The sequence below is a fragment of the Chryseobacterium sp. FR048 genome (genome assembly GCF_056844665.1).
Genome location: NZ_JBXDSE010000002.1, coordinates 890,494 through 913,658, shown reverse-complemented (window position 1 = coordinate 913,658; position 23,165 = coordinate 890,494). Strand labels below are relative to the sequence as shown.

The 23,165-nt window shown below is 37.0% G+C and carries 24 protein-coding genes; 17 read left to right on the top strand and 7 right to left on the bottom strand.

Annotated features, from left to right (window positions below; translation table 11 throughout):
• The first annotated feature begins 13 nt into the window (after positions 1 to 13).
• The 7 genes from AC106K_RS09070 (at position 14) to AC106K_RS09040 (ending at position 7,591) form a co-directional block, all read left to right on the top strand.
• The gene (locus AC106K_RS09070) at positions 14 to 1,270 is read left to right on the top strand and encodes an aminotransferase class I/II-fold pyridoxal phosphate-dependent enzyme (RefSeq protein WP_482444669.1); all 1,257 of its coding nucleotides are present in this window, start codon (positions 14 to 16) and stop codon (positions 1,268 to 1,270) included.
• Between the two features lie 6 nt (positions 1,271 to 1,276).
• Entirely contained in the window at positions 1,277 to 1,909 is a 633-nt protein-coding gene (locus AC106K_RS09065) for a TetR/AcrR family transcriptional regulator (protein WP_482444667.1), read from the top strand.
• Between the two features lie 98 nt (positions 1,910 to 2,007).
• Positions 2,008 to 3,093 carry a DNA polymerase III subunit gamma/tau gene (dnaX, locus tag AC106K_RS09060; protein WP_482444665.1) on the top strand — a complete coding sequence of 362 codons (1,086 nt, stop codon included), beginning with the start codon at positions 2,008 to 2,010 and terminating at the stop codon, positions 3,091 to 3,093.
• Positions 3,094 to 3,131: 38 nt separating this feature from the next.
• Complete coding sequence (locus AC106K_RS09055; protein ID WP_482444664.1) at positions 3,132 to 3,704, top strand: hypothetical protein; 573 nt, start codon at positions 3,132 to 3,134, stop codon at positions 3,702 to 3,704.
• Between the two features lie 402 nt (positions 3,705 to 4,106).
• The gene (locus AC106K_RS09050; protein WP_047098906.1) at positions 4,107 to 5,186 is read left to right on the top strand and encodes a chorismate mutase; all 1,080 of its coding nucleotides are present in this window, start codon (positions 4,107 to 4,109) and stop codon (positions 5,184 to 5,186) included.
• Positions 5,187 to 5,366: 180 nt separating this feature from the next.
• Complete coding sequence (gene rsgA / locus AC106K_RS09045; protein WP_482444662.1) at positions 5,367 to 6,293, top strand: ribosome small subunit-dependent GTPase A; 927 nt, start codon at positions 5,367 to 5,369, stop codon at positions 6,291 to 6,293.
• Positions 6,294 to 7,174: 881 nt separating this feature from the next.
• A complete protein-coding gene (locus AC106K_RS09040; RefSeq protein WP_034722935.1) occupies positions 7,175 to 7,591 on the top strand; it encodes a nucleoside-diphosphate kinase in 417 nt (138 codons plus the stop codon).
• Between the two features lie 64 nt (positions 7,592 to 7,655).
• On the opposite strand, the gene AC106K_RS09035 is transcribed toward AC106K_RS09040, so the two are convergent.
• Positions 7,656 to 9,500, bottom strand: coding sequence for an alpha-L-fucosidase (locus AC106K_RS09035; protein WP_482444660.1), 1,845 nt, complete (start codon positions 9,498 to 9,500; stop codon positions 7,656 to 7,658).
• 220 nt (positions 9,501 to 9,720) lie between these two features.
• Between AC106K_RS09035 and chrA the strand changes: the two genes are divergently transcribed.
• From chrA to AC106K_RS09015, 4 genes are all read left to right on the top strand, one after another.
• Complete coding sequence (gene chrA / locus AC106K_RS09030; protein ID WP_482444658.1) at positions 9,721 to 9,945, top strand: MNIO class RiPP chryseobasin precursor ChrA; 225 nt, start codon at positions 9,721 to 9,723, stop codon at positions 9,943 to 9,945.
• Between the two features lie 3 nt (positions 9,946 to 9,948).
• A complete protein-coding gene (chrH, locus tag AC106K_RS09025) occupies positions 9,949 to 11,046 on the top strand; it encodes an MNIO family chryseobactin maturase (protein WP_482444657.1) in 1,098 nt (365 codons plus the stop codon).
• Positions 11,047 to 11,076: 30 nt separating this feature from the next.
• The gene (gene chrI / locus AC106K_RS09020) at positions 11,077 to 11,565 is read left to right on the top strand and encodes a chryseobasin maturation helper ChrI (RefSeq protein ID WP_482444655.1); all 489 of its coding nucleotides are present in this window, start codon (positions 11,077 to 11,079) and stop codon (positions 11,563 to 11,565) included.
• 304 nt (positions 11,566 to 11,869) lie between these two features.
• Positions 11,870 to 12,502 (top strand): hypothetical protein, encoded by a 633-nt coding sequence (locus AC106K_RS09015; protein ID WP_482444654.1) that lies wholly within the window; start codon positions 11,870 to 11,872, stop codon positions 12,500 to 12,502.
• A 69-nt stretch (positions 12,503 to 12,571) separates the two neighbouring features.
• Here the strand turns inward: AC106K_RS09015 and rpe are convergent, their stop codons facing one another.
• Together rpe and chrP are read right to left on the bottom strand one after the other, a co-directional pair.
• Positions 12,572 to 13,222 carry a ribulose-phosphate 3-epimerase gene (rpe, locus tag AC106K_RS09010; protein ID WP_047098404.1) on the bottom strand — a complete coding sequence of 217 codons (651 nt, stop codon included), beginning with the start codon at positions 13,220 to 13,222 and terminating at the stop codon, positions 12,572 to 12,574.
• 337 nt (positions 13,223 to 13,559) lie between these two features.
• Positions 13,560 to 14,633 (bottom strand): chryseobasin maturation metalloprotease ChrP, encoded by a 1,074-nt coding sequence (gene chrP / locus AC106K_RS09005; protein WP_047098402.1) that lies wholly within the window; start codon positions 14,631 to 14,633, stop codon positions 13,560 to 13,562.
• A 51-nt stretch (positions 14,634 to 14,684) separates the two neighbouring features.
• Between chrP and AC106K_RS09000 the strand changes: the two genes are divergently transcribed.
• Complete coding sequence (locus AC106K_RS09000) at positions 14,685 to 15,389, top strand: DUF4294 domain-containing protein (protein WP_047098401.1); 705 nt, start codon at positions 14,685 to 14,687, stop codon at positions 15,387 to 15,389.
• A gap of 25 nt (positions 15,390 to 15,414) precedes the next feature.
• Here the strand turns inward: AC106K_RS09000 and AC106K_RS08995 are convergent, their stop codons facing one another.
• Together AC106K_RS08995 and mnmC2 are read right to left on the bottom strand one after the other, a co-directional pair.
• The gene (locus AC106K_RS08995; RefSeq protein ID WP_047098400.1) at positions 15,415 to 15,831 is read right to left on the bottom strand and encodes an NUDIX domain-containing protein; all 417 of its coding nucleotides are present in this window, start codon (positions 15,829 to 15,831) and stop codon (positions 15,415 to 15,417) included.
• A gap of 266 nt (positions 15,832 to 16,097) precedes the next feature.
• Positions 16,098 to 16,772, bottom strand: coding sequence for a tRNA (5-methylaminomethyl-2-thiouridine)(34)-methyltransferase MnmC2 (gene mnmC2, locus AC106K_RS08990; RefSeq protein ID WP_482444652.1), 675 nt, complete (start codon positions 16,770 to 16,772; stop codon positions 16,098 to 16,100).
• Positions 16,773 to 16,857: 85 nt separating this feature from the next.
• Between mnmC2 and AC106K_RS08985 the strand changes: the two genes are divergently transcribed.
• The 4 genes from AC106K_RS08985 to AC106K_RS08970 all read left to right on the top strand — a co-directional run bounded on the left by AC106K_RS08985 (position 16,858) and on the right by AC106K_RS08970 (position 20,055).
• Positions 16,858 to 17,928, top strand: coding sequence for a branched-chain amino acid aminotransferase (locus tag AC106K_RS08985; RefSeq protein ID WP_482444651.1), 1,071 nt, complete (start codon positions 16,858 to 16,860; stop codon positions 17,926 to 17,928).
• A 140-nt stretch (positions 17,929 to 18,068) separates the two neighbouring features.
• Complete coding sequence (locus tag AC106K_RS08980) at positions 18,069 to 18,581, top strand: FKBP-type peptidyl-prolyl cis-trans isomerase (protein WP_482444649.1); 513 nt, start codon at positions 18,069 to 18,071, stop codon at positions 18,579 to 18,581.
• A gap of 81 nt (positions 18,582 to 18,662) precedes the next feature.
• Positions 18,663 to 19,700 (top strand): peptidylprolyl isomerase, encoded by a 1,038-nt coding sequence (locus tag AC106K_RS08975; protein WP_260446465.1) that lies wholly within the window; start codon positions 18,663 to 18,665, stop codon positions 19,698 to 19,700.
• 133 nt (positions 19,701 to 19,833) lie between these two features.
• Positions 19,834 to 20,055, top strand: a complete 222-nt coding sequence (locus AC106K_RS08970; protein WP_482444648.1) for a hypothetical protein — start codon at positions 19,834 to 19,836, stop codon at positions 20,053 to 20,055.
• A gap of 59 nt (positions 20,056 to 20,114) precedes the next feature.
• Here the strand turns inward: AC106K_RS08970 and AC106K_RS08965 are convergent, their stop codons facing one another.
• Positions 20,115 to 20,360, bottom strand: coding sequence for a hypothetical protein (locus tag AC106K_RS08965; protein ID WP_482444646.1), 246 nt, complete (start codon positions 20,358 to 20,360; stop codon positions 20,115 to 20,117).
• Positions 20,361 to 21,019: 659 nt separating this feature from the next.
• Here AC106K_RS08965 and AC106K_RS08960 point away from each other — a divergent pair.
• The gene (locus tag AC106K_RS08960) at positions 21,020 to 21,550 is read left to right on the top strand and encodes a hypothetical protein (protein ID WP_482444644.1); all 531 of its coding nucleotides are present in this window, start codon (positions 21,020 to 21,022) and stop codon (positions 21,548 to 21,550) included.
• A 256-nt stretch (positions 21,551 to 21,806) separates the two neighbouring features.
• Here the strand turns inward: AC106K_RS08960 and AC106K_RS08955 are convergent, their stop codons facing one another.
• Positions 21,807 to 23,165: a M20/M25/M40 family metallo-hydrolase gene (locus tag AC106K_RS08955; protein ID WP_482444642.1), complete on the bottom strand. Its 1,359-nt coding sequence runs from the start codon at positions 23,163 to 23,165 to the stop codon at positions 21,807 to 21,809.

The following is a 23,165-nucleotide window of genomic DNA, read 5'->3' as shown; positions in this document are numbered from 1 at the left end:
AACAAGATTAAGGATGAGCATCAATTTCACAACAGCAACCATTAAAGACTTTGAGAATATAGCAGATAATGATATGGCTCAGAGGGCTGAAATATTTTATGAATATTTGGACTATGTAAAGTCTAATGGACATATGAATTACAGACTGAAGAACACTTCAGGAACCAATGCAATATTAAATGTAAATATTGCCAATCAGAACAGAGAATTTGTTAGCTTTGTGTCAAGTGACTATTTAGGATTTACACAGCACCCGAAAGTAAAACAGGCAGCGATTGAAGGGATAGAGAAATATGGCACAGGAACGGGAGCCACACCTCTTATAGGAGGATATTTTGATTATCATAATGCATTGGAGAAAAAAATTTCAGGTTTTTTCAGACGTAATGAAGACGAGGCGGTTGTATTTACAACAGGATATACAGCCAACAGTGCCACTTTACAATGTCTGATGCTGAAGGAAGATCTCGCCATTTTAGATATGGCTGTGCATGCCAGTGTGCATGAAGGATGTGCTTTTACCAATAAAAAAACATTTCCGCACAATAATTTGGAATCTTTGGAACACATTTTGAAGGTATCTGAAAATCTGTACCGTACGAAACTCGTTATTGTAGATGGAGTTTACTCCCAGGATGGTGATACGTCACGCATCAATGAGATCTATAATCTGGTGAAGAAGTACAATGCCTTTCTTATGGTAGACGACGTACATGGCGTCGGTATCCTTGGAGAAACGGGAAGAGGTACTCTGGAAGAAGCAGACCTGCTGGATAAAGTAGATATCATGACAGGAACATTCAGTAAAACGTTTGGAAACCTTGGCGGATATGTAATTACCAATAAAAAAATAGCAGCCTTTATCAAATTCCAGTCCCGTCAGCAGATCTTCTCTGCAACAGCTCCACCATCATCCGCAGGAATCGTTAAAGCTATTGATCTTATTGATGAAGAACCCATCTGGAGAGAAAAGCTCTGGGAGAATATTAATTATTTCAAAAAAGGGCTTGATGATTTGGGATTAGATACGGGAATTACCCGCTCAGCCATCGTTCCCGTAAAAATTGGAGATCCATTTGTGACAGGAGAAGCCGGAAAATTATTAATAGAAAAAGGGATTTATACGAATCCTATTCTTTATCCGGCAGTGCCGAGAAAAGATGCGCGTATCAGAATGAGTGTAACAGCGAGACATGAGAAGGAACATCTTGACAAAACACTGAATGCGTTTGAAGATATTAATAAAAAATTGCATATTGCGAAAAAATAATAAATTATGCCTAGAAAAGTAGTGCAGGGCCCCATTAGGGACAAAGAAAAAACTAAACAAAAACTGCTCGCTGCAGTTGGTAAAATTTTAAGAGTAAAAGGTTATTCAGGCCTAAAAGTAAGTAAAATTGCGGCAGTAGCCGGTTTTGATAAAAAATTGATCTATGAGTACTTTGGAAGTACTGATAAACTGATCGATGAATATATCAAATCTCAGGATTATTGGAGTCAGGTTAATCAGGATGTAGCCATGGATTTTTCTGATGGTGGACATGAGCTTACCAAAATGGTTGTACTGAACCAGTTTGAGAACCTGAAAAAAAATAAGGAGTTGCAGAAGATCATCCTTTGGGAACTTTCAGAAAGCAAACCTATCCTTAAAAAGCTGGTAGAGCAGCGTGAAGAGGTAGGAGAAGTTCTGTTTGGAAATATTTCCGATCCTTATTTTGGAGAAGGTATGGCTACAAGACACAGAGCCATTATGGCACTCATTGTTTCCGGAGCTTATTATCTTAACCTTTATACAGGATATAACGCCAATAAATTCTGTGGTATCGACCTGAAAACAGAAGAAGGTAGAAAAGAGATAGAACAGGCTGTTGTAGAGCTGATCGATTTTGCATACAGTAAAAAGAAATAATCATTAAAAGTTTTCCAATTTGAGCAGAAATAAGTTTTTGTTGATAATTTGAAAACTTTTAATTTTCAAATTAAAACTATATTTCTTATTTTTGACCAATGGAAAATTTTATAGTATCTGCAAGAAAATATCGTCCTCAGGAGTTTGATACAGTTGTAGGACAATCCCATATTACGGATACTTTAGAACATGCAATTGAAGAAAGCCAATTAGCTCAGGCATTACTTTTTTGCGGACCTCGTGGTGTGGGTAAAACTACTTGTGCCAGAATTCTGGCAAGAAAGATCAATGAGAAAGATGGCTCGGTTTCAGAAGATGGCTTTGCCTATAATATCTATGAGTTGGATGCCGCATCCAATAACTCTGTAGATGATATTAGGGAACTTATAGATCAGGTACGTTTTGCCCCTCAGGTTGGTAAATACAAAGTATATATCATAGACGAGGTGCACATGCTGTCTTCTGCAGCTTTCAATGCTTTCCTTAAAACACTTGAGGAACCGCCGGCTCATGCCATTTTCATTTTGGCAACTACGGAAAAACATAAGATCATTCCTACCATCTTATCCCGTTGTCAGATCTATGACTTCAAGAGAATTACCATTGAAGACATCCAGGCACACCTCAGAAATATTGCTCAGAAAGAAAATATTCAATACGAAGACGATGCACTGTATCTGATCGCTCAAAAAGCGGATGGAGCATTAAGAGATGCGCTTTCTATTTTCGACAGGCTTTCTACATTTTCCCAAAAGAATATCACCCTGGCAAAAGCTGCCGAAGTACTGAATATCCTGGACTACGATCAGTACCTGAATATTGTGGATCTTGCTAAGGAAAATAAAATTCCTGAAGTACTTTCTGCTTTCAATGATATTGTAAAGAAAGGTTTTGATCCTCATATTTTCATTGCCGGATTAGGAAATCATTTCCGGGATCTGATGATGGCCCAGAATGCTTCCACAATCGATCTTATTGAAGTGGGAGAGAAGACCAAGTCTAAATTTATAGAACAGGGACAGAAATGGGTCGCCCAGCAACTGATTGATGGTATTGAGATCTGTAATCATGCGGATATTAATTACAAAAACTCCAAAAACCCTAGACTTACGGTTGAAATTGCACTGATGCAGCTGGCTTCTCTGACGGCTAATTCAGGTGATACTAAAAAAAAAAGTTCCTGATACTGGCTCCGTTTCTCAGTGAGAAGCAGGAGGTGAAAATGCCTGAAAAAGTTCAGGAGAAAAAAGAAGTTAGAGTAGAACAACCTGTAGCTGCTGAAAATGCTCAGGAAGTAGCTGTAACGAAAACCAACAAGCCATTATCAAGATCGGGAATTTCTTCCGGATTCAGCATCAATTCATTTTTGACCAAAGAAGAGAAGGTAGAAACAACAGAAGATATTGTTGTAAGAACTGAAAACCTTCCTCAGAACCATTTTACAGATACCGATCTGCAGATGGAATGGAAAATTATGCTTAAACAGCTGCAGATAAAAAATAATTTTGTTTTTAATGCAGTCAAAACCTTTAAGCTGGTCAAAGCAGACGAACATAAAATCAAAGTTTTGTTTCCTTCTGATTCTGCCAAAGTGGAATTTGATAAAATAAGTGGTGAATTTTTCAATCATTTCAGAAGAAAAGTTCAGAACCATACCATTGAGGTAGAATACGAGCGGGACGTTGAAAATCTGAAGATTGAGGTAGTCACCAAAAGAAAGATTTTCGAAAAATTTATCGAAAAAAATCCAATTTTGAAAGATCTTGATGATTTAATGAAGTTTGATTTGACATAATTTTCATATATTTGTCACAGATTTTTGTAGAAAATACATTTTCAACAAGAACAAATTGCAACCAGAAACGCTAAAACAAAGACATTTCCAGAAGAAAAATGGAAACATTATCTAAAACATATCAGTCTTTTTTTGCACCCGCTAATTACTTTTTTAGTGGTTATTTTAGTTTTTCTGCTTCTTATTATAGAAATTTCAGAACGTATTACCGATTTTATTGGTATTGTTAACTGAATTTCTTTCCAAAAAATACAGGAGAAGTAGAGCCCTTTTATTACCCTGATTTCCTTTAAACAATTTTTTTAACGGCATTTTTTGAAAAGAATTATAAATTAAATTTTATAATCAAAGGGCTATTGCTGTGAACTTATTTAAAAATATAAAACAATAAAATTTAAAATAATGAATTTAAAAGATTTAAAAAACGAGTGGATCAATGAGCTTACACAGCCATTAATGATTGCAGGACCATGTAGCGCAGAAAGTGAAGCTCAGATGCTTGAAACCGCAAGAAGAATTAAAGAATCCAATGCACAGGTATCTGTATTCCGTGCAGGAATCTGGAAGCCCCGTACAAAACCTAACGGATTTGAGGGAGTAGGCGTAATCGGTCTTAACTGGCTGAAGAAAGTAAAAGAAGAATACGGTTTCAAAACGGCTACGGAAGTTGCTAATGCTCACCACGTTTTTGCTGCTCTGGAAGCTGATGTAGATGTTCTTTGGATCGGTGCCCGTTCTACAGTAAACCCTTTCACCGTACAGGAAATTGCAATGGCTTTAAGAGGTACTGATAAACCTGTATTCGTTAAAAACCCTGTCAATCCGGATCTTGCATTATGGATTGGAGCTTTGGAAAGGCTTTTGGGACAGGATATTAAAAACCTGGGGGTCATTCACAGAGGATTCTCAACATACCAGAAAACAAAATACAGAAACAACCCGAACTGGCAGATTGCCCTTGATTTCAAAAGTCAGTTCCCTAATATTCCAATGCTGATCGACCCTTCTCACATTTGCGGAAACAGAACCGGTCTTGCAGATATTACCCAGGAAGCGCTTAACGTAGGTTACCAAGGGGCAATCATCGAAACGCACTCTAATCCTGACGAAGCATGGAGTGATGCATCTCAGCAGATTACTCCGGAAGTTTTAGCAGAATTGATCGGAAATCTGAAAGTAAGAAATCCTAATTTAACAGGATTCGAAGGGGAGATGGGAAGACACAGAACTTTAATTTCAGATCTTGATTTCCAGTTGATCGAACTGCTTTCTCAAAGAATGAAAATTTCTGAGAAGATCGGTAAACTGAAGAAAGAAAATGATATTGCGATCTTCCAGCCTGAACGTTGGAAAGTGATTACAGAATATGCTAATCAGAAAGCAATAGAAACAGGAATGTCTCAGGAGTTTATAGAAAAAGTATTCAAGGCAATCCATGAGGAGTCTATTGAAGTTCAGAATAATATTATGATCAACAGATAATAATACATACCAGAAATCGGAACTTAAAGAAGAAGAAAATTCCTGATTCTTTGGGAGAAACTTTCCGAATTCAATAAAAATTGGGGCTTAGCTTCCGGATGTTAGGAGAACTCACACATTTGTTTTTAACCTAATTCCTGATTCTAAGCCCTAATTGCTTATATTTGCACCATATTATCTATGAAAGGAAAAATCATTAAATCTACGGGCAGCTGGTATCAGGTTTTGGAATTGGAAACTAATAAAATTTTCGAGGCCAGGATCAGGGGGAAATTTAAATTAATTAAAACCAGGCTTACCAATCCGCTTGCTGTAGGAGATTTTGTTGAGTTCCAATTGGAACAGGATGATATTGCATGGATCACTAAAATAGAACCACGTACCAATTATCTGATCAGAAAATCAGTTAACCTTTCAAAAGAGGCACATATTATTGCTTCCAATATCGATTTGGCTTGTTTTATTTTTACCTTAAAACATCCTGAAACCTCATTAGGATTCCTGGATCGTTTTCTGGCATGCTGCGAAGCCTACAATATCACCCCATTGATCCTGTTCAATAAAATTGACGTTTTACACGAAGAAGAAATTGAAATTGTAAAGGATGTAGAATTCCTTTATCAGGAAATAGGGTATGACACTTTAGAAATATCGTCTTATTCTAAGCTGAATCTCGATCAGCTTCAGGAAATACTGAAAGACAAAACTTCTGTATTCTTTGGTCATTCCGGTTGCGGGAAATCAACATTGGTGAATGCTTTGCAGCCAGGATTAAACTTAAAGACTTCTGAAATTTCTGATACCCATTTGAAAGGAAAGCACACTACGACCTTTGCACAGATGCATTTCTGGGATTTTGGTGGTAATGTCATCGATACTCCGGGGGTTCGTGAATTTGCCATGATTGATATTGAAAAAGAAGAAGTACAGCATTATTTTCCTGAAATCTTTAAAAAGAGAGAAGAGTGCAAGTTTCACAACTGCCTTCACGTCAACGAACCCAAATGTGCCGTTCTTGATGCTCTTGAAACAGGAGAAATTCAGCATTCCCGTTATGCGACTTACATCAAACTGATGGACGAGGCGGAAGAAGCTGCTCAAAAATAATCAAATGACTACATAGAGAATAGAGGTCTGCTGTAAGGTGGTCACCTCAATCCTGAAACCAATTTAGATTAAATTGGCATGTTTTTTATATATATTAGGTTAAGATAAGTATGAATCTATAAAACCTATAATGTAGTATTTTCTTTTATATAAAATAAATTCTGACATATTACCGGGTATAAATTTGAATTCTATTTCAATACTATTCTTCCGATTTATTCCCGATTCGTTATTGTGACTTTCTGTCACTAAGACAAAATGTGCATTATTGGCAGAGAAAAATGTGCCATTTGGATCCGTTTTCTTTTTAAATGACTCATATATTGATCAATCTTATCCCGAATGAAGCATTTCCTCCTTTCTTTTTCTCGGTTTTATATCTGATTCCGGCATGTTTCAAATGGAACGGCTGAAAATTTTATAAAAAATGATTTTTTTTATTTTTTTTGACGGAAAATATTTAGCCTTTTTAAATAAGTCCACTTTTCTGACCTATTTTTTCTGACAATAACTCTACTTTTTTAAGTTTTCTGTCTACTGCCAAAATAAGCCTGTCACAGAAACTAGGAAAGTGGTATTTGTTTCATTGTTTGAAATGGAAGCAATAATGTGATGATTAGGTTTTATAATGTTTTTTATGTTACGACATTGTTAAGAAACAATTTGATTTATTACAAATAAAAAACCCAGCCGAAGCTGGGTAAAAACTAATAACCATGAAAACTCAAATTAAACATGAGAATCGGAATAAAATAAACAATTACTGTGCCAAAGTTTGGTTCACGATTTCTTAATAAAAGTTATTTTTATGTTAAAAAAAAATTAAAATAAAAATCAAAGATATTTTTTGTAATTTTGCGGCATTAAAAAAATATACATTTATGTCTAACATTACATTCACTATGATTAAGCCTGATGCAGTAGCAGACGGACATATCGGTGCAATATTGGGTAAGATTGCTGAAGGAGGTTTTAAAATCAAAGCTTTAAAATTAACTCAGCTTACAGTTGCTGATGCAAAAAAATTCTATGAAGTACATGCTGAAAGACCATTTTATGGTGAGTTGGTAGAATTCATGAGCTCTGGTCCTATCGTAGCTGCTGTTTTAGAAAAAGACAACGCTGTAGAGGATTTCAGAACATTAATCGGTTCTACTAACCCTGCAGAAGCTGCAGAAGGTACTATCAGAAAAATGTTTGCAAGAAGCATCGGAGAAAATGCAGTACACGGTTCAGATTCTGACGAAAATGCATTGATCGAAGCTCAGTTCCATTTTTCAGGAAGAGAGATTTTCTAAGAAAATCATCTTACAAAATAAAAATCCGGAGAAATTTTCTCCGGATTTTGTTTTTATGAGGAGTTTAAAGATTATTTTCAATCGCTCCCATGTTTTCTCTGTATAATTCCAGAGGTTTATCAAGCAAAACAGCGATGACGGTCATTTGCTTATCAAGCTTTTCCTTGGGAATATCGATATAAATGATTCCCGGCCGATCACTCCAGTAAAGTTTATTGTAGATCGTATGTGAGAGCATGGTGCCTTCACCTACCACTCTTATTCTTGCAATTCCATTTTTTATTCCTTTTAAAGCAATAGGACCTGTAGGAGCTCCTTCCACAAAGAGATAAAGTGTCAGTTTATCTTTGGACAATGCACTCATTCCCGAGTAATGTCCATTCGGGAGTCCTTTTTCGGTCTCAAAAAGCGCTTCCGCATGTTTGCTTATCCATTGTAGCGTTTCCGGATTGGTTTTGGGCGTTTTCCTGATTTTCATATCAAGGCCATCACTGGTCAATCCTGAAGAAGTTAGCAGATTATTGCCATTATAAAGCATATTGGCGATATTATATACCGCTTCCTGAGTATTCTTGTTTTCTGATATTTCAGGAATAGAGTATTTTTGCGCTTTAAAATCTTTTAAAAACAGAGGTGGAGTATCAAAAGTAAGTTCCACAACAGTGACGTCTTTGTCGAATTTTACATTGGGGAAGTGAAGAGTCAGTGTTGTGTCAGCATTATGGTCAATTGTAACAACAGCTGAAGGATCTCCTACAATTTTTGCTGAAAGAGGTTTTGTTGCTAATCCATAGATTTTGGTAAAGTTTTTGGCTTCCTCCAGATAAAGGAAAAGAGATTTTTTAGAAGAAGACAAAGAAGATTTCCCTTTATAATTTTCAAAAGGAATTCCACGGGTGGTTTCATAGATGGCATGCTTATTTTTAGAGGTCCATCTGCCAAGATTTTTCAGAATCTCGATCTGCTCTTCCGGAATAGTTCCGTCTGATTTCGGACCAATATCCAACAAAAGATTTCCGCCCATACTGATTACATCCGCCAGGGTTCTGACAATCATATTGGGTGTTTTGTAGGCCTTATCATAGGGCTGGTATCCCCAGGAATCATTCATCGTATAACAAAGCTCCCAGTATGGATTTTGTGGAGCAATTACAGGGATTCCCTGCTCAGGAGTGTCATAATCTCCGTGATTGTTTAGCCTTGAATTGATGATAATATCGGAGTTGTATTTTTTGAGTAAATCTAGTGTTTGGGACGCTTTCCATTCTTCAGAGGTATGCTCCCAATCTCCATCAAACCAAAGGAGGTCCGGAGAGTATTGAGAAGACAGTTCATTAAGTTGGGTCTGATAGTAGTTGATGAAGTTTTGCCAGCGTTTCGGATCATTTTTGATTTCGTAACGTTTTTTTGTCCGGGTATTGTTGTCGTAATAGGGATGGCTCCAATCAGGCAGTGAGAAATAAAGCCCTGCTTTCAGTCCTGATTTTTTAAGGCTGGATACAAAGGGACTTAGAACATCTTTCTTAGCCAAAGTATTTTTGGGAACTGTAATGGCATTTTCTGCCCCTGAATTCCAAAGAGAAACACCGTCGTGATGCTTGGTCGTGATGACTGCATATTTTGCCCCCGATTCTTTGATCAGATTTACCCATTGATCAGGCTGATAGCCGGAAGCTGAAAACCCATTCAACTGCTTCATATAATTGTCATGGTTGATATAGTTGTTGTAGAAAGACCATGATTCGGAAATTCCGTTTACAGAATAGATTCCCCAATGTATAAAAATACCGAGTTTGGCATTTTTAAACCATTCCATTTTTTTGTTATCAACAGATTGAGCCTGCACACTGATGCTGTGTACGGATAATGCCAATCCAAGGAAAACCGCTTTTAACAGCCTGTTTCTCATGCTTAAATTTTGAGGTTAAATATAAATAAAAACGCTCATTTTGTTCTTATCAATTCAGGCTTTAGTCATAAGATATAAACTGTTGAAAAAAGATGATATCGTGAAAAATTGACGAAATCTGATAAAAAATACTGCTGTTAAGATCTTCAATAATAAATTGTTGTATTTTAGGTTCAGAATAAATGGAACGTTTATTGCAAATTTATATCAAAAAGCGATTATGAAAATTCCAGCATTATTAATGGCAAGTTTATTAGCAGTAGGAGTGTCTGCCCAGACAACAAAACCGGCTGCAAAGACTAAAAAGCCTGTAAAGAAAGTAAAAAAAGTAACAGCAACCTCTGATACGGCTGAAAAGCCAAAACCGGGAAAGCCTAAAGTTATAGTAAGAAAAGATACCATGGTACTGAACGGACATGGCTGTCCGGCTTGTGGAATGGGATAAAATATGGAAAAGCCACTCTTAGGATTATCAATGATGGCAGAAGCAGAATTTGTTTCTGCTATTTTGCCGTTATTGCAGAACAATTCTGTAGAAGTTTTGGAGTGGTCGTTCGATACTTTTTATAATGCGGAAGAACCGGATTGGATTAATGGGCTTCTGCAGTTTTATTCAGAAAATAGCCGTCTGATAGGACATGGAGTCTATTACTCATTATTTGATGCCAGATGGACGGAAAGACAGGAGATTTGGCTTAAAAAGTTAAAAGAAGAAGTCCGCAAAAGGAAATACAACCATATTACGGAGCATTTCGGATTTATGAATACGGAGAACTTCCATCAGGGAGTGCCGCTGCCCGTATCTTTGCATCCCAAAACATTACAGATCGGAAGAGACAGACTTTACAGATTGCAGGACGCTGTGGATGTTCCTGTGGGAATAGAAAATCTGGCTTTTTCGTTCTCCATAGATGATGTGAAAGAGCAGGGAATGTTTCTGGATCAGCTGGTTGAAGATACAAATGGTTTTCTTATTCTTGATCTTCATAATATCTATTGCCAGTCGTGCAACTTTGAAGTGGAGATACAGGATATTATCAGCCTGTACCCATTAGACAGGGTCAGAGAAATTCATCTTTCGGGAGGAAGCTGGCAGGAGAGTGTTTACGGGAAAAAGCTGATTCGTAGAGATACTCATGATGACCGTATCCCCGAAGAACTGTTGACGATATTACCCTCCGTGCTTTCTCAATGTCAAAATCTGGAATATGTGATCATTGAAAGGTTGGGGCATACTATCAAAACAGAAGAACAAAAGAAATATTTCTTTGATGATTTTAATAAGGTTAAATCCATTATAGAAGCTTCAGATACCAGAAGTAGGAAGGTGAATAAATGGACTGGAAAAGAAGCTGTACATCCTGATCATCCGGTGGAAGACCTTGCTTTGTATGAAGAACAGTCGAGACTCACCAGGCTGCTTTTTGATCAAGCCGGAGCAGAAGGAATTAAAGAGGAGAAGTTTCATTATTTTAATACGGAAAGCTGGTATCCGGAAATGATCCTTACAGCGCAAAATATCATTAAAAAATGGAATCCTTATTAACACCAGACTCGTCATCACAAATCAAATTATATGAAAATGACCATGTTCGTATTAATCATTACTGCCGTCCTTACCGCTTTGATAGGAGGGCTTTTTTATGCCTACTCATGTTCTGTGGTGCTGGGGCTTGGAAAGCTTCCGGATGCGGAATATCTGAAAGCGATGCAGAGTATCAATCGGGAAATTCTTAATCCCGTATTTTTTATGAGTTTTATGGGAACTCTGGTTCTTCTGCCGGTATCAACTTTTCTGTTTCGGGGGCAGGCACCGTTTATTTTTCTTTTGCTGGCATCACTGGCTTACATTATCGGGGTTTTTGGAGTGACTGTTGCAGGGAATGTTCCGATGAATGATGCTTTGGATAAGTTTGATATTTCCAGCGCTTCTGTAGAGGCGATCAGGCAGATGCGGGATAGTTTTGAAAACCGCTGGAATTTTCTGAACAATATCAGGACGGCTTTTTCCGTCATCAGTATCATTCTGGTGATCTGCGCCTGTATATGGAATAAAGATGTATGAAAATTGAAAAGAATACGTAGAAATACTTAAATAAAAAAATCAGTATTTCTACGGATGCGTCGTAGTATTTTTTATTCAGATCTTTGTGTAGAGAGCAAATGCAAATAGATACAATATACATTTTGAAAAAAAATTCATAACCAAAACGACTCAAATTCAAGCAAAGGAAAGGCAGCTGATCAGCTGTCTTTTTTTGATAGCTATTAAATTAAAGGGGAATGACCTTTCAGAAACCGTGTTTTTCCTCTGAAATAGCCATTGGTTTATCTTGATCTTTGTTTCATCAAAATTAAAATTAAAACCAATGAAACATTTAGAAGAACCTTTCGGTCTGAGATCCTTATCTCTAAAGAAACTGTATGCCATACTTGCTTTTGCTGCTATATTTTTCATAGCAAGCTGTAGTAATAGTAATGATGACGATCCCGTTGTTCAGCCTGTAACCTATCCGGTAGAAAACCCTTTGAGCAAATATCATGAAGTAGCAGGGTTTACAATGACTACCAATTTTATCAATTCAGGAGATTATGAGTTTGGTCTTGCTTTTTCACCTAATGTAAAAGGAAAGATCACCGGAATAACTATAAAGTTACCTGATATTAATTCAAATTTAAGAGTGACAGTATGGGATTATACAACAAAAGCAATATTGAGATCAGAAACACTCAATGTAGCATCAGCCAATACTTTGGTCACTAAGGAGATTGCTGAGCTGGCTTTGGAAAAAGATAAAAAATACCTGATTACCATGAATTCCAATGACTGGTATAAGAGAGCTAAGCCAGACAACAGCAACGCAACATATCCCATTACAGCAGGAAACATTAAGATGCTTGAATACAGATGGGGAAGCGGGACCACTCAGACATTTCCATCGAATGTCTCACTGGATTATAACGGTGGAGATTTAAGCTTTAATTTTCAACAAGTAGATTGATAACTTTATTTTTTAAGCATAAAAGGCAGCTCCGAAGGAGCTGCCTTTTGCTTTACTATCTAGATTTTTTTAAATCTTTAAAAGCTCAATTGTTCTTTCCGGGCTTTCTGTAGAAAATACAGCATTTCCAGCGACTAAAACGTCTGCTCCGGCTTCAAATAGTTTAGACGCATTGTCCAGGTTTACCCCTCCGTCTACTTCAATAAGAGCTGTAGAGTTATTGCTCAGGATCAGATCTTTGGTTTCAGCAATTTTCTTGTAGGTGTTTTCAATGAATTTCTGACCTCCAAATCCTGGATTTACACTCATTAACAATACAAGATCTACATCAGCAATAATGTCTTCAAGCATTAAAACCGGAGTAGAGGGATTCAGAACAACTCCTGCTTTAGCGCCTTTACTCTGAATGTGGTGAATCGTTCTGTGAAGGTGTGTACATGCTTCATAATGTACAGAAATAAGATCAGCACCATGATTGATGAATTCATCAACGTATTTTTCAGGTTCCACAATCATCAGGTGAACATCCACGAATTTTTTAGCATGCTGCTGAACCGTTTTCATCACAGGAAAACCAAATGAAATGTTTGGGACAAATCTTCCGTCCATGACGTCAATATGAAACCAGTCGGCCTGAGATCTGTTCAACATTTCAATATCTCTTTGCAGATTCCCAAAGTCTGCAGATAAAAGGGATGGAGCAATAAGCTTCGTTTTCATTTTTACTTTTTATACTTTTACTTAGATTTCTATCTTTTAAAATGGGTTATCAACCAAAATATGATACAGAAATATACTTCCGAATATCAGTGTTTCTATGATGGTTAATTTGATATGATTAATTTTAATAACCAATAATCGATCAATTATAAATAATACCAAAGGCACGAAACTGACAATCAGCAGCATTTCAAGAATCATATTGTATGCTGACCCCACTTTGGGCGGGTAAAACAGTTTGTATACCGTTAAAAATGCTATATAAATAAAAAAAAGAGCAGTTAAAACAGATATAAAAGTCGGCTTTCGGATTAAATGATAAAAGATATTTTTCATTTTAATGATACTTCAGCTTCATGTCCGGCTTGATCTTCAGAACCGTTTCGTAGATCAGTTTAATGACATTTCCTACATCTTCTTTAGATACCATCTCTACCGTTGTATGCATATAGCGCAAAGGTAAGGAAATTAATGCACTTGGTACGCCCCCGTTTGAATGGGCAAAAGCATCGGTGTCTGTTCCTGTAGCTCTGCTTGCTGCAGCCCTTTGGTAAGGGATTTTTTTCGTTTTTGCGGTGTCAATAATAAGTTCTCTGATCGTATGGTGAACACTAGGAGCGAAGAATACTACCGGCCCGGCACCACATTTCTGATCCCCTTCTTTTTTCTTCTCGATCATCGGGGTAGTGGTGTCATGAGTAACGTCTGTTACAATTGCAATATTCGGTTTGATGGTATCGGCAATCATGTCAGCACCGTATAAACCTACTTCTTCCTGTACGGAATTGGTAATATAAAGTCCGAAAGGAATTGATTTTTTATTTTCTTTTAAAAGCCTGGCTACTTCAGCGATCATAAAACCTCCGATTCTGTTATCCAAAGCTCTGCACACAAAATATCTGTCATTCATTTCGAAGAATTCATCAGGGTAAGTGATCATACATCCTACGAAGATTCCCATTTCTTCCACTTCTTTTTTGGTGGTGGCTCCACAATCGATGAAGATGTTTTCAATTTTGGGGGTAGGTTCATTCTGATTGGTTCTGGTATGAATAGCCGGCCATCCGAAGACTCCTTTTACGATGCCATTTTCTCCATGGATGTGTACTACTTTTGAAGGAGCGATCGTCTGGTCTGAACCTCCGTTTCTGATTACATAGATCAATCCGTCATCTGTGATATAATTAACGTACCACGAGATTTCATCCGCATGAGCTTCTATTACTACTTTGAATTCTGCCTCAGGGTTGATGATTCCGTAACATGTTCCATAATGGTCTACTTCAATTTTGTCTACATAGGGTCTGATGTAATCCATCCATACTTCCTGTCCCTTATGTTCATAACCTGTTGGCGAAGATGTGTTTAGATATTTTTCTAAAAATTTCAAAGATTTCTTTTCAAATTTCATAAAAAGGAATGATTTTTGCGTTTAATTTTTGTTCTTATAAGTGTAAAAATAATGAATTTTAGTAAGATTATCTGTCTTTTTATTTTCTTTTTTGGAGTCAGTGTTTTTGGTCAGAAAGATGGTATCGTGGCAAAACCACTCAATCAGTACCCACCTGAATCCTTGAAAGTAGATGAATTTGGTAATAAATATTATTACGACGAGCAACAGAAAATTAAGGTCTATGAGATCAACGGAGAGCCTGTAGTGGTGCTGGATGAATTGATTTTAGTCAATAAACCTCGATTCAACAATCAGCTGGATAAGAATTACTATTATTTTCTGAATAAAAAGCTGTACAGAGTCTATCCTTTATTTGTAACTGCTTTGCAGCAGTACAGAGATATTCAGAAGGATATGAATGATATGGACAATAAGGCTAAAAGAAAATTTGTCCGAGAAAGACAGAATATGCTGGCCGATCAGTATGAAAAACAACTGAGGGATCTTACCACTACAGAAGGACAGGTTTTTGCAAAGCTGATGAACAGAGCTACCGGTAAAAACGTTTATGAGATCATCAGAGAACTGAGAGGCGGCTGGAGTGCTTTCTGGTGGAATGTAAAAGGTAAAATGGCTGATATAGATCTGAAAGACCGATATGATCCCCATAAAAACAGAACAGATGAGTTTGTGGAGTCATTACTTCAGTCCAACTGGAACTCAGGTTACCTGCAACCTTATCCGGGAGCCAATGATTTTAAAGTAAAGAAATAAGAAATAAAAAATACCTGTAAGATTCTTACAGGTATTTTTCTTTTAATTTATCAAATACAATTTTGTCTACTGGAAGAGGGAAAGGGTTATCCGCTCTGTTTATATCAACCCATTCTGTTTTTTCGATGCATGGATCCAGGATCAGGAAATCTTCTTCATTGATGATGTTGACTATATAATATATGGTAAGAAGCTGTTCGTTTTCTCTGAAGCGGGAAACCAGAAAATTTTCCTGAGTATAAAAGTGCTCTACAACATCTACCTTCACATTAAGCTCTTCATCAAATTCACGATGCAGACATTCCAGTACTCCTTCACCAAATTCCAAACCGCCTCCCGGAAATTTCATTAAAGGTTCACCGGCATATTCTTCAAACAGAGTCAGTACTTTTTTATCTTTTACCGCACAGGCATACACTCTAATGTTGATCTTATCTATCATATATATAATGTATAATATTTGTATAGCTAAGGTAAGGATTTTTTGTGAGGGGAGTGGTAAAAAGGCAAAGAAAGCTGAGAGGCTGAGAAAGCAAAGATAAATGTTCATATGAATAGTCATAGTAGCCTATGATAGCTAGTAATGGAACAGGTTAAAGAGTTTATTATTTAATTTCGCTACCCTTATCACTTTAACTCTTTTCGCCTCTCTGCTTTCTCAATCCCTCGGCCTTCTTAGCCATCTTCGCTTTCTCAGCTTCCTTCGCTTTACCCTTTCACCGCATTAATCATCTCCCTTTTCCCTGGAGGGCCCTGCTTTTTCTCTACCTGGAAGTTCAGCTCCTGCAGGATTCTTCTTACACTACCCTTAGAAGAGTAGGTCGTTAATAGTCCGTTAATGGCCATTTTGTCAGAAACCAGTTCAAATAATGGCTTTTCCCAAAGATCTGGCTGTACTCTGGCGCCAAAACAGTCGAAGTAGACAAGGTTGATTTTCGGCAGATCGATGTTCTTTAGGTCAAAAAAGTCACATTCTATCTTTTTTAAATTGAATCCACTAACGATTTCAACTGACTTTTCCCAATCTGCCAGATGAATTTTCTGATAAATATTTTTAAACTCAGGGTTATCAAAAAGCTCAAAGTAGGCCAAATCGTTCACTTCGGATTCATTTATGGGGTATTTTTCGAGCGAAAAATAATTGATGACATGATTTTTGTCAGTTTTTAAATATTCATTAATTGTCACCAAAACATTCAAACCTGTTCCAAAACCGAGTTCTAAAATATTAATTTCGTAATCATTTATTAGATTTAATCCATTTTTGATAAACACATGTTCGGCTTCCTGAAGTGCTCCGTGATGGGAATGGTAGTTTTCGTTTAAATCATTGATAAACAATGTTTTACTTCCGTCGTTCGTGGTCTTTATTTCTCTTTTCAAGCTATTTTTTTGTCAAATTTACTCTAAAATTTTTATATTTAGAAAATTATGTTAAATTTGTAGAACATCGTAAAAATTTTAAAAAATGATAATTCAAAAAACTGAAAACTCCAGAATTTCTACATTTGACCCAAACAATTTTTCATTTGGTGGTACTTTCATTGATCATATGATTATATGTGAGTATGAGGATGGAAAATGGGGTGATGTAAAATTAGTTCCTTACGGTCCGATACCCTTTACACCTGCCATGATGGGAGTAAACTATGGACAAGCTTGTTTTGAAGGTATGAAAGCCTATAAAGACAAAGACGGGCAGGTTTTCCTTTTCAGGCCTGAAAAGAATTTTGAACGTATCAACAAGTCAGCGAAGCGTCTTGCTATGCCTGAGGTGACTGAGGAAATGTTTTTAGACGGATTAAAAGCATTGGTAGATATTGATAGAGAATGGATTCCACAGGGAGAAGGAATGTCATTGTATATCAGACCATTGATCTTCGCTACAGAAGAAGCCTTGAAAGCAAGAGTTTCTAATAAATATATGTTTGCTATCGTGGCAACACCAGCGAAAAGCTATTATTCAGAGCCGGTTTCTGTAAAAATTTCTGACCACTATTCAAGAGCTGCCAACGGAGGGGTGGGTTCTGCTAAAGCGGCTGGAAACTATGCAGCTTCTTTCTACCCAACACAATTGGCTATCGAAGAAGGGTATGAGCAGATCATCTGGACTGACGACGCTACTCACGAATATTTCGAAGAAAGTGGTACTATGAACGTGTTTGTAAGAATCAATGATACAATCTACACGCCACCAACTTCTGAGAAAATCCTTGACGGAGTTACGAGAGACAGTTTCATCCAATTGGCCAAGAAAAGAGGTATTGAGGTAAAAGTAGAGCCAATTCCTGTGAAATCAGTGATTGAAGCTTTAAAGAACGGAGAGCTTAAAGAAGTATGGGGAGTAGGTACAGCTGTTGTTACCACTCAGTTCCAGGCTTTAGGATACCAGGGGGAAAAGCTGGAGCTTCCAAGACTATCTGATGAAGAAAGCTATGCAGCTATCCTGAAGAAAGATCTGGTAGATTTACAAAACAACCTTTCTGAAGATCCATTCGGATGGAGAGTTGTGGTAGATCACGCTTTGGAAACAGTTTAATCTTAACTGAACATTATTAATATAGAGCCGGGAATTTCCCGGCTTTTTTTGTGCTAAAGATGTTGAGTGCAGACACATTCGTATATTTCTTCTTCAAGTTTTGTTATTCATTCACGAAATGTGTATTTTCGCAAAAGTTTATGAAAAAAATACTCTTCATATCAGTCATAAGTCTGTTGAGCTGCAGCAGAAATACACAGGTGGCACATCCTCCGGTAGGCGGTGTTCTGAGTCAGAAAGATTTGGATGTTTCTAAAAACAGAATGAGAAGTCTGAACGAAATAGAAAGAGGCCAGATTCAGGATTGGATCAGCGGGCAACCGGTGAAGTATTATCCTACACAGCTTAATTATTGGGTAACGGTAGAAGGCTATGATAGGAGAGAAGGAAGACCGGATGACAGCCCGATTTCTTATTCTTATGAGCTGTATGACTTTGATCAGACCAGGATTTATGATGAGCCTTTTGAGAGAAGAGAAGCCAGATTTGGCCATTTTGATGAACTGAAAGCGGTGGAAAATGCTTTGCGTTTTATACATGATGGAGAGGAAGTAACGCTTTTGGTGCCGTCTTCTTTGGCTTATGGAACTTTCGGAGACGAAAAGAAAATAGATAACGACATCCCATTAATCATAAAATTAAAAGCTTTATAATACATGAAATTGTTTAACAAGAATATAATTCTGGCAGCGGCAAGTGTTTCGCTGATGAGTTGTACCCCAATTTATAAAAAAATGAACGTAGACAAAGAAACTTACGAAGGTCTTAATGACGGACTTTATGCCAATCTTCAAACCACAAAAGGTAACATGATTGTGAAGTTTGAAGACAAGAAAGCACCAGTAACTGTAGCCAACTTTATCGGTCTTGCAGAAGGGAAAATCGACAACAAAGCTAAGGCTAAGGGAGTTCCTTACTATGATGGAACTATTTTCCACAGAGTGATCAAAGATTTCATGATTCAGGGAGGTGATCCTCAGGGAACAGGAATGGGAGATCCGGGATATAAATTCGAGGATGAAAGAAACGACCTTAAACACACAGGAAAAGGGATTCTTTCTATGGCAAACTCAGGACCAAACACCAACGGTTCTCAGTTCTTCATCACTGAAGTGGCTACTCCTTGGTTAGACGGAAGACACACTATCTTCGGAAAAGTGGTAAAAGGTAACGATGTGATCGATGCTATTGCTAATGTTGAAAAAGGAGCTCAGGATAAGCCTAAAACAGACATCGTTCTGGAGAAAGTTTCTATTTTCGGTAAAGGTGACGAGTATAAAAACTACGATGCTGCTAAAACTTTCAACGAAGGAAAAGCTAAAATCGCAGAAAACAATAAAGCTTTCATCGCTAAAGAAGAAGCTGAAAAGAAGAAAAAAGAAGAAGAATTCAAAGCGAACCAGGAAAAATTAGTTGAAGGACTAAAAGCGGGTATGCAAAAAACAGAATCAGGTCTTTACTACAAAATCACAAAAACAGCTGACGGTAAAGCTCCAAAAGCTGGTGACAACGTTTCTGTACACTATGCAGGAAAATTAGTAGACGGAACTGAGTTTGATTCTTCATTCAAAAGAAACGAACCGATCGAAATTCCAATCGGAATGGGAAGAGTAATCAAAGGATGGGATGAAGGAATCCTATTGTTGAAAGAAGGTGAAACTGCTACATTATTGATCCCACCAGCAATGGCTTACGGAGAAAGAGGAGCAGGAGGAGTTATTCCACCAAACTCTTGGTTAGTTTTCGATGTTGAGCTTGTAAAAGTAAAATAATTGAATCTTTAAGATATGAAAGCCGTCCTGAAAAGGGCGGCTTTTTGTTTTTATAGATACCGTATAAATCCGGATTTTCGTAAATGAAAATTATTTTTATCTTTATTCATCACCTATAAAACAAAATAAAGATATGTTTGACCTGAATTACGACTTAATAAAACAGGAAATTGAATCCGAAGTATGTGAAGAACACAACCTGCATCCCGAATTTGTGAAGACAGACGACGGATTTGGAATAAAAGCGTGTTGTGAGCCTTTCCATAAGGAATTAGTGGCAAAATCTGAGAAAATGGTCGAGGAGGAGACGACAAAGTTTCTTGAAAAGATGATGAAAGATATTTTTAAAGAATAAAACATAAAAAACCGCCCTTTCAAAAAGGGCGGTTTTTCAGTAAAAGAAAGATTAAAAAGTTATATGTTTCTGCCTGATCCTTTCTTCATCCCGGTTCCCGCTAAAGAACTGATGAATACAAGACCAAAGCCGATATAAGCAGCAAATGCTGTCAGATATATAATTAAGCTGTTTAAGCTTGGGTTTGAGGTGTATACCAATACAGAAAAGGCAGCAAAACTCAATACCAAAAGCAAGCTCCAGATATGCATTTTCGCAGCATCTTCATTTCTCTTAAAAATCATTTCAAAAAAGGCTCTCATCATTACTAACATTTTAAGGGTTATACATTAATTAAGGTAGAATAAAGCAAGCGTAGTGTTATCACGGTAAAAAGAAAGGCATATTTCTTTACTGGGCTAAGGTTCGTGATAACTTTGCCGTTTATTCAATATTATGATACCGGGCTTAAAGTCCGGAATTTATAATCAATCGTTTTTGAATCAATAAATGACTCGTGGTTTATTAGTGATACCAGTTAGATACGGGGCGCAAACTTGCTGTGAAAAATCAACGGAGGGTTAATCAATCACGTACCCGTATCTTTTACGGCATCGTAGAAAAAAAAGGATTCATATACATCAATATGAACTTGAATCAGTGGAAAACTGAAAATCCACAGAAAACCTCTTTTCTCATCCTTAGTGCTTTTTTAATTTTTTCTCAATACAATGCATGCTAATATCATGCCAAAGTGATTATTTCACCATTGACGTTTTATTTTAAACTGATGTATATTGTTGTTTTATAGGTTTTTGAAGCGATTATTTCCTTAAACAAAGAAAAAAACTTATTTTTAATATATTTGATTGAACTTCTTCAGTTTACAAACCAGAAATTTCGGATTGCAATTTCGATTTAAGTAAGGAGAGAAAAATAATGAACATTGGCAGGTTGATTTTAAAAGAACAAAATAGATTTTATAATGATCAGGGAAAATTTAAAAGAGTATATCAAAACTTCTGTTGACGATCTTCTGCGATTGGCAGAAATACATTGCTGGAATACCATTTCTTCCAATTTTTCTTTTATTCTGTCGGATTATAGTGAATTTGAAACAGGAAATGAATTGACGCTTAGAGCTTCCAGAAACAAGGTGAATCGTTCAAAAATAGGGGATACATTTGAAACGGTTGTTGAGAGGTTAAATAAGGAGTATGATGATCTTTATGATATTAACCTTTATATTTTTAAAGCGCTTAAAAGAGAAACAATTATAGAAATTCAATACTACAGAAAATCAGATCTGGAATCTGGCTATTTTACACTTGTAAAAGATCATCCACCTATGTTGCATTCTAAAATGACAATTCCGGTTTATGCTTGGGAAGGTGGAAAGTTTGATGTAAATTGGGAATCGGGTGGTGGATTGGGACATCTATGGAAAAATTTTGTATTCAGATCTTTCTTGTTTAAATCTAAGATCAAAGGGAAAAATTTTAAAAGATCATTTTAAATTTTGGCTAAAGCCGTTGATGATGGCAGATGTGATAAACGAGCTAAAGCCTGTTCCTATTGAATCCATTAGCGTTATTTGTGAAAATATTCGTGCTATTCGTGTTTTAAAAAGCATCATTAGATTAATAGCTAACACAAATTTCACAAAAAGACTAGTGTTCAAATGAGTATTTGCCTCAGTCTTAATTAAAAAAGCCCATAAAAACTCTGATTTGCCAGAACTTCTATGGACTCTTTTTATGAACAGGTAGGTGTTACCAGTTTTTATCAATCATATAAATAATCTGCGTCATGGCGGTAGCTCCTAGTAAAAGCTCTCTGCGGTTCACTTTTTCGAAAGTATCTTCTTCCGTGTGGTGAATGTCAAAATAACGTTGAGAATCCGGCATCAACTCTGCTGCAGGAACGCCCATATCATGTAACGGATAAAGATCTGTTCCGGAAAACTTTTCTTCAAAGTTATAGACGCCATAAGGAAGGAATAATTTTGACCAGCCTTGAATCTGTTTTCTTTTCGCTTCATCCATATCCAGAGCAATCCCTCTTGGAGCAAAACCTCCGGCATCGGATTCTATCGCAAAAAGATGTTTTTCATTCTTTTCTTTTACGGTTTTTCCATATTGTATCCCACCTTTCACACCGTTTTCTTCATTGGCAAAGCAGACAACCCTGATGGTGTGGTTGTTTTGAATTCCCAGTTTTTTGAAGGTTCTTAATACTTCAATACTCTGTACAATTCCGGCACCGTCGTCATGAGCACCTTCTCCAACGTCCCAGGAATCAAGATGACCGCCCACAACGATGACGCTCTGGTCTTTTTTTCCGGTGATCTCACCAATGACGGAGTGGGAGAGCTTTTCGCCTTTCATTCCACAATTGGAATTCAGCTTTGCTGTTATTTTCTGATTTTTTAATAAAGCTTCAAGTTCATCTGCTGTAGTGCTTCCTATAGCAACGGCAGGAATTTTTGGAACTTTGTCCTCGTAACGCATAGCTCCAGTGTGCGGAACATCATCAAAGGCTGAAGAAAGTGAGCGGATGATGGCAAATTTACCTCCTTTTTTGGCGGTTAAAGAAGCGGCTGTTGTTCTGTATTTGGCTGCATCACCATAACCTTTGAATGTTTCTATGAAAGACTGGCTGAAAGGATAGTTGAAAAACAGAATTTTATCTTTCACCTTTTCAGCGGGAAGTTGATTATATTCTTCCATCGATTTTACCATAATAATTTCCCCGGAAACATCTTTTCCAGCTGTTCCTTCAGAGTTTCCTAAAGAAAGCATTTTAAGGCTTTTCCAGTTTCCGTTACCTGTTTTGATATGTAGAGATTCTTTGCCTCTTTCCCAGACAGGGATCATGACGTCCTGAAGCCATACTTTATCAGCTCCGGCATCCCGAAGTTTCTGGGCAGCCCATTGTACGGATTTTTCGTAAGCCTCGGAACCACTCAGACGGTGGCCGATGGTTTTTGTAAGTTCTCTCAGTTCGGTGTATCCTTTTCCGTTATTTAAAATTTCATTGGAAATCTTTTTGAATTGAAGAGAGTCTTCCTGGGTCTGGCCGAAAGCAAACATCCCAAAAAGCAATAATGAGGTTCCTAATATCTTTTTCAT

Coding starts and splice junctions, on each gene's coding strand:
- AC106K_RS09070 (WP_482444669.1), top strand. CDS start 14: ATGAGCATCAATTTCACAACAGCAACCATTAAAGACTTTGAGAATATA.
- AC106K_RS09065 (WP_482444667.1), top strand. CDS start 1,277: ATGCCTAGAAAAGTAGTGCAGGGCCCCATTAGGGACAAAGAAAAAACT.
- dnaX (WP_482444665.1), top strand. CDS start 2,008: ATGGAAAATTTTATAGTATCTGCAAGAAAATATCGTCCTCAGGAGTTT.
- AC106K_RS09055 (WP_482444664.1), top strand. CDS start 3,132: ATGCCTGAAAAAGTTCAGGAGAAAAAAGAAGTTAGAGTAGAACAACCT.
- AC106K_RS09050 (WP_047098906.1), top strand. CDS start 4,107: ATGAATTTAAAAGATTTAAAAAACGAGTGGATCAATGAGCTTACACAG.
- rsgA (WP_482444662.1), top strand. CDS start 5,367: ATGAAAGGAAAAATCATTAAATCTACGGGCAGCTGGTATCAGGTTTTG.
- AC106K_RS09040 (WP_034722935.1), top strand. CDS start 7,175: ATGTCTAACATTACATTCACTATGATTAAGCCTGATGCAGTAGCAGAC.
- AC106K_RS09035 (WP_482444660.1), bottom strand. CDS start 9,500: ATGAGAAACAGGCTGTTAAAAGCGGTTTTCCTTGGATTGGCATTATCC.
- chrA (WP_482444658.1), top strand. CDS start 9,721: ATGAAAATTCCAGCATTATTAATGGCAAGTTTATTAGCAGTAGGAGTG.
- chrH (WP_482444657.1), top strand. CDS start 9,949: ATGGAAAAGCCACTCTTAGGATTATCAATGATGGCAGAAGCAGAATTT.
- chrI (WP_482444655.1), top strand. CDS start 11,077: ATGAAAATGACCATGTTCGTATTAATCATTACTGCCGTCCTTACCGCT.
- AC106K_RS09015 (WP_482444654.1), top strand. CDS start 11,870: ATGAAACATTTAGAAGAACCTTTCGGTCTGAGATCCTTATCTCTAAAG.
- rpe (WP_047098404.1), bottom strand. CDS start 13,222: ATGAAAACGAAGCTTATTGCTCCATCCCTTTTATCTGCAGACTTTGGG.
- chrP (WP_047098402.1), bottom strand. CDS start 14,633: ATGAAATTTGAAAAGAAATCTTTGAAATTTTTAGAAAAATATCTAAAC.
- AC106K_RS09000 (WP_047098401.1), top strand. CDS start 14,685: ATGAATTTTAGTAAGATTATCTGTCTTTTTATTTTCTTTTTTGGAGTC.
- AC106K_RS08995 (WP_047098400.1), bottom strand. CDS start 15,831: ATGATAGATAAGATCAACATTAGAGTGTATGCCTGTGCGGTAAAAGAT.
- AC106K_RS08985 (WP_482444651.1), top strand. CDS start 16,858: ATGATAATTCAAAAAACTGAAAACTCCAGAATTTCTACATTTGACCCA.
- AC106K_RS08980 (WP_482444649.1), top strand. CDS start 18,069: ATGAAAAAAATACTCTTCATATCAGTCATAAGTCTGTTGAGCTGCAGC.
- AC106K_RS08975 (WP_260446465.1), top strand. CDS start 18,663: ATGAACGTAGACAAAGAAACTTACGAAGGTCTTAATGACGGACTTTAT.
- AC106K_RS08970 (WP_482444648.1), top strand. CDS start 19,834: ATGTTTGACCTGAATTACGACTTAATAAAACAGGAAATTGAATCCGAA.
- AC106K_RS08965 (WP_482444646.1), bottom strand. CDS start 20,360: ATGATGAGAGCCTTTTTTGAAATGATTTTTAAGAGAAATGAAGATGCT.
- AC106K_RS08960 (WP_482444644.1), top strand. CDS start 21,020: ATGATCAGGGAAAATTTAAAAGAGTATATCAAAACTTCTGTTGACGAT.
- AC106K_RS08955 (WP_482444642.1), bottom strand. CDS start 23,165: ATGAAAAAGATATTAGGAACCTCATTATTGCTTTTTGGGATGTTTGCT.